Annotated in this window: 6 protein-coding genes; 4 read left to right on the top strand and 2 right to left on the bottom strand. The window is 45.5% G+C overall.

The features are described from left to right. From napA to ACP45E_RS02345, 4 genes are all read left to right on the top strand, one after another. Window positions 1-2,433: periplasmic nitrate reductase subunit alpha (napA, locus tag ACP45E_RS02360; RefSeq protein WP_198927673.1), on the top strand; the 2,433-nt coding region annotated here is incomplete at its 5' end. Window positions 2,434-2,581: 148 nt separating this feature from the next. Further along, window positions 2,582-3,037: a nitrate reductase cytochrome c-type subunit gene (locus ACP45E_RS02355; protein WP_017033674.1), complete on the top strand. Its 456-nt coding sequence runs from the start codon at window positions 2,582-2,584 to the stop codon at window positions 3,035-3,037. A gap of 30 nt (window positions 3,038-3,067) precedes the next feature. After that, window positions 3,068-3,646, top strand: coding sequence for a NapC/NirT family cytochrome c (locus tag ACP45E_RS02350; protein WP_017033675.1), 579 nt, complete (start codon window positions 3,068-3,070; stop codon window positions 3,644-3,646). Window positions 3,647-3,656: 10 nt separating this feature from the next. After that, window positions 3,657-3,791: a TIGR02808 family protein gene (locus tag ACP45E_RS02345; protein WP_017033676.1), complete on the top strand. Its 135-nt coding sequence runs from the start codon at window positions 3,657-3,659 to the stop codon at window positions 3,789-3,791. A gap of 205 nt (window positions 3,792-3,996) precedes the next feature. Here ACP45E_RS02345 and galE read toward each other — a convergent pair whose 3' ends face one another. Both galE and ACP45E_RS02335 read right to left on the bottom strand, forming a co-directional pair. Continuing rightward, a complete protein-coding gene (galE, locus tag ACP45E_RS02340) occupies window positions 3,997-5,013 on the bottom strand; it encodes a UDP-glucose 4-epimerase GalE (RefSeq protein ID WP_017038173.1) in 1,017 nt (338 codons plus the stop codon). 73 nt (window positions 5,014-5,086) lie between these two features. Beyond that, window positions 5,087-5,801: GGDEF domain-containing protein (locus ACP45E_RS02335; RefSeq protein ID WP_141707191.1), on the bottom strand; the 715-nt coding region annotated here is incomplete at its 5' end.

The raw sequence follows: 5,801 nt of genomic DNA, 5'->3' as shown, positions 1-5,801 counted from the left end.
GCCGTAGCGGGCGTAACATTGCCAGCGACCGCAACGAACCTGATTGCTAGCTCCGATCAAACTAAAATCACATGGGATAAAGCACCTTGTCGTTTTTGTGGTACTGGCTGCTCAGTCCTTGTTGGGACTCAAAACGGAAAAGTTGTCGCCACGCAAGGTGACCCAGAATCTCCAGTAAACAAAGGGTTGAACTGCATTAAAGGGTACTTCCTTTCCAAAATCATGTACGGAAAAGACCGTTTAGAGCAACCATTGCTCCGTATGAAAGACGGAAAGTACGATAAAAATGGTGATTTTACGCCTGTTTCATGGGATCAAGCGTTTGATACTATGGCAGAGAAATGGAAACAAGCACTGAAGGACAAAGGCCCAACTAGTGTCGGCATGTTTGGTTCTGGCCAATGGACGGTAATGGAAGGCTATGCCGCTGCTAAAATGATGAAAGCGGGCCTGCGTTCTAACAACATTGACCCGAATGCACGTCACTGCATGGCATCAGCCGTCGTCGGTTTTATGCGTACGTTTGGTATTGATGAGCCAATGGGTTGTTATGACGATTTTGAACATGCGGACTCGTTTGTTCTTTGGGGCTCTAACATGGCAGAAATGCACCCCGTACTTTGGACACGTATTACAGACCGCCGTTTAAGCCACCCTCACGTTAAAGTCAATGTCTTGTCTACCTACTATCACCGCTCTTTTGAACTGGCTGATCAAGGTTACATTTTCGAGCCACAGAGCGATTTGGCGATTGCCAACTTCATCGCCAACTACATCATCGAAAACGACGCGGTTAACTGGGATTTCGTCAACAAACATACCAACTTTAAACAAGCCAAAACCGATATCGGCTATGGGCTACGTGACGATGATCCAATTCAAATGAAGGCTGAAAACCCTAACTCTGGCGAGATGCTACCGCTTGATTTTGAAGGCTATAAAGCGTCGGTTGCTCCCTATACGGCTGAAAAAGCATCCGAGATTTCAGGTGTATCGGTAGAGAGCCTCATTACATTAGCGAAACAGTACGCAGATCCAAACACCAAGGTAATGTCACTCTGGACAATGGGCATGAACCAACATACTCGCGGCGTATGGATGAACAGCTTGGTTTATAACATCCACCTTCTCACCGGTAAAATAGCCACACCGGGTAACAGTCCTTTCTCATTAACAGGTCAACCATCCGCCTGTGGTACAGCTCGTGAGGTCGGTACATTTGCTCACCGTTTACCAGCAGATATGGTTGTTGCGAATCCGAAACACCGTAAAATTGCAGAAGGCATTTGGAATATCCCGGATGGTGTTATCCCACCCAAGCCTGGTTTCCATGCTGTTCTTCAAGATCGCATGTTAAATGATGGAAAACTGAACGCGTATTGGGTGATGTGTAATAACAACCTACAAGCAGGGCCTAATATTAATGGCGAACGTCTTCCTGGTTACCGTAATCCTGAAAACTTTATCGTCTGCTCAGACCCATACCCAACCGCCACCGCACAAGCGGCAGACTTGATTCTTCCTACCGCTATGTGGATTGAAAAAGAGGGCGCTTATGGAAATGCCGAAAGACGCACTCAAGCCTGGTACCAACAGGTGGACACTGTAGGCGAAGCTAAGTCTGATTTGTGGCAAATCATGGAGTTTTCAAAACGCTTCAAGATGGAAGAAGTCTGGACAGAAGAGATGCTCGCCGCTGCACCTCAGTACCGCGGTAAAACCATGTACGACATGCTATTTGCTAATGGGCAAGTTGATAAATTCCCAATTGAAGAAGCGCGTGAGTTAAACGATGATGCGCACCACTTTGGCTACTACGTTCAAAAAGGCTTATTTGAAGAATACGCACAATTTGGTCGCGATCACGGTCACGACTTGGCCCCATACGATGCCTATCATGAATCACGCGGTCTTCGCTGGCCTGTTGTTAACGGTAAAGAGACACTTTGGCGCTACAAAGAAGGCTCAGATCCTTATGCGAAAAAAGGCTCTGGCTGGGATTTCTACGGTAAGCCCGATGGAAAAGCGCTGATCATCTCCGCACCGTTTGAACCTGCACCTGAGCACCCTGATTCCGAGTTTGATCTTTGGTTGTGTACAGGGCGTGTTCTTGAACACTGGCACACCGGTACCATGACTCGCCGAGTTCCTGAACTTTATAAAGCAGTGCCTGATGCTCTGTGTTACATCCACCCTGATGACGCAAAAGAGCGAGGATTACGCAGAGGTGATGAAGTGCTCATGGAAAACAAACGCGGCGAAGTACGCGTGCGTGTTGAAACTCGCGGTCGAAACCGTCCTCCAAAAGGTTTGGTCTTCGTGCCTTTCTTTGACGCACGAATTCTCATTAACAAACTGATCTTAGATGCGACAGATCCACTGTCAAAACAGACTGACTTTAAAAAATGCCCAGTCAAGATCACCAAAATTTAGTCGTTGGTAATCGGTTTCTTAATTGGTAGTGGGTATCCGAGTTATTCACGGCCCCATAACTCGAGAATTTAGAATGAATGGCAGTTGTTTACTTTTAATCATCAATAACTGCCTATCAAAGAATTAGCCATTAGGCGGAGAAATTAACATGAAAAAACTGATTATAGCTCTACTGTCAGTTGGTGTGGTATTAACTGGTATCGCTCAAGCAGAAACGGATAACCCGGGTGGGATTGGCGGCGTTGAGTCACTGCGTGGTGCAAGTGAATTAGAAGCAACACGACCGGCAGATGATTTTAAAAAATATCCAAAAGAGCAGGTTTTAGATAGCGAATACGTGTATCAACCCCCTCTTGTACCTCACTCGATCAGAGGTTACGAAGTGTCTCTTAATGCGAACAAATGTTTAGCATGCCACAGCTGGAAAAACGCAAAAGAGATGGGCGCAACAAAAATCAGTGTGACTCACTATGTCAATCGTGAAGATGCCGTATTAGCCGACGTATCACCTCGTCGCTATTTCTGTCTTCAGTGCCACGTTCCTCAAGCTGCAGCTAAACCGTTGGTTGAAAATGAATTTAAACCTGTTGATTCGTTGCGTTAATCGTAGCCGAAGTAATAGAGAGGCTATTATATGAAATTACTTAAAGCGTTTTGGAAACGCCTATTGAGCCCTAGTAAAGCCGCCGTTGGTGTTGTTTTATTCATGGGTTTTGCAGGTGGTTTACTTTTCTGGGGGGCGTTTAACACGGGGATGGAAGCCACCAACTCTGAGGAATTCTGCTCAGGTTGCCACGCACCTATTGTTAAAGAGATTCAAGAAACGATTCACTACTCAAACCGTTCTGGTGTGCGCGCAATCTGTTCTGACTGTCACGTACCCCATGAGTGGACCGATAAAATCGTTCGTAAAGTTCAAGCATCGAAAGAGCTTTTTGCTCACTATGTCCTCGACACTATCGGGACACAAGAAAAGTTTGAAGCAAGACGGGGTCACCTGGCTGAACGAGAATGGGCCAGACTAAAAGGCAACGATTCTTTGGAATGTCGTAATTGTCACGAATTTGAGTTTATGGATTTTTCAGAACAAAATTCTCGCAGTGCTAAACAGCACTCCACCGCACTCGCCTCTGGCGATAAAACGTGTGTTGATTGCCACAAGGGTATCGCACACAAACTGCCAGACATGCATGGTGTCGAAGGCTGGCAATAAGGAGCAGAATATGAGTACATTTGAATCTGTGATTTGGCACATTCTAGGCTATAGTGCGATGCCAGTAATCATACTAGGTGGTTTCGTTGGTGTTGCCGCTGTGAGTCTTTGGCTACTGTCGTTGGGTAAAGATAAAGAAGTATAGCCTCGGTTCGACAGACAACAAAAAGCCACCAGACGGTGGCTTTTTGCTTGATAGCCTAGATCTCTCGGCGACTTTACTTTTAGCCACTTTACTTCCGAGTCACTTTTTATTGCTAACCCACTTTACTGCTGAGTCACTTTCTTACTTGGAAAACTTGTCACCTGGAAAGCTAGTCACCTGGAAAACTAGTGTTACCTGGGAAACTTTAGCTATTTGGGTAACCGTTTGGGTTTGAAGACTGCCAACGCCATGTATCTTGAGTCATTTCCTCTAGTGAACGTTTCGCACTCCACCCTAGATCGTTAATGGCTTTACTTGGATCTGCCCAACACTCAGCGATGTCACCCGCACGTCGTTCAACCACTTTATACGGCACAGGTTTGCCTGATGCTGCTTCAAAAGCAGAAACCATCTCAAGTACACTGTAACCATTACCAGTACCAAGGTTATAAATATGCAGCCCTTGCTTTTCGCCCACTTTATTCAACGCGGCAACATGGCCGTCGGATAAATCCATAACGTGAATATAATCTCGCACCCCAGTACCATCGCTAGTTGGGTAATCATTACCAAACACCGACAAATACTCTCGACGACCTACCGCAACCTGAGAAACAAAAGGCATCAGGTTATTCGGAATACCTTGTGGGTCTTCCCCCAAAAGCCCGGTTGGATGAGAGCCCACAGGGTTAAAATAACGCAGTAAAGTGATACTCCAATCTTCATTCGCTTTTTGAAAATCAGCCAAACACTCTTCAACCATTAATTTACTTCGACCATAAGGGTTCGTCGCACTGGTTGGGAAATCTTCGGTAATCGGCACTGAAGCCGGATCACCGTAAACCGTTGCAGAGGAGCTGAAGACTAAGCTTTTTACATTCGCTTGGCGCATGGCATCGACTAAGACCAAGGTTCCATTCACATTATTGTCGTAATACTCTAATGGCTTCTCGACAGATTCTCCAACGGCTTTTAATCCCGCGAAATGAATCACGCTCTCGATGTTGTGTTCGTTTAAAACCTGAATGAGCAGATCTTTATCACGCACATCGCCTTCCACAAACTTAGGTCGAGTACCCGATACTTTTTCAATACGCTCTAATACGCTGCTCTTACTGTTGTAAAGATTATCAAAAATAATCGGTGTCATGCCTGATTCAATCATTTGAATACACGTATGGCTGCCTATGTAGCCCATACCACCAGTTACTAAAACGTTCATGTCACCTACCCTTATGATTTTTCTTGATTATATACAAAGATAACTACGCCTAACAGGAAAAGGACCCTAGCATCTAATCTGTATTACCGATGAGAATATATTTTCCTTTCCCTGAGGATTTCGCTTGATACATCGCCCTATCCGCCACCTTTAAAATAGTATCGAGGCTTTGTGTCGAATCGTTGATGTGGCAAGCGCCCACACTGGCACCAATTGTCATCACCTGCCCATTGTAAACAATATCTTCAGACAGAAGATGAATCAGTCGTTGCGAAAACTGTCCGATGCGTGACTCAAGGCAAGGGTTGATCACCACCACAAACTCATCGCCGGATAAGCGAGCGACAAGATCTTGAGAACGAACTTGAGACAGCAATCTCTGTGACACTTGCCTTAGCACTTCGTCCCCCGCATCGTGTCCATATGTGTCGTTGACCTGCTTGAAGCCATCAAGATCAAGATAAAGTAACGCAAAGCCTTGTTGGTTATCTCTTACATTGGTAATAACTTCGTCGAGGACACGGTACAGATGGGCTCGGTTAGCAAGGCCAGTTAAAGAGTCATGGTGAGCTAAGTATTCTAACCGCTCAAGTTCTTTAATATTGGATAAATCAGACAGCATGAATACCCAATCATAAATTGAATCTTTATCACTGCTGACTATCCGGTTGACTTTGACAAACATGGGGACCAGATTGCCGTTGCGATGCTTCTCTGATATTTCTCCTTGCCATTGCCCAAAATTGACGACCGATTCAGTAATGAGCGGCATTAATGAGGCGGCTTGG

Source organism: Vibrio genomosp. F10 str. 9ZD137 (assembly GCF_049974785.1).
Taxonomy (GTDB): Bacteria; Pseudomonadota; Gammaproteobacteria; order Enterobacterales; family Vibrionaceae; genus Vibrio.
The sequence above is the reverse complement of the archived record's forward strand: the minus strand, read 5'-3'. Positions and strand labels throughout refer to the sequence as shown.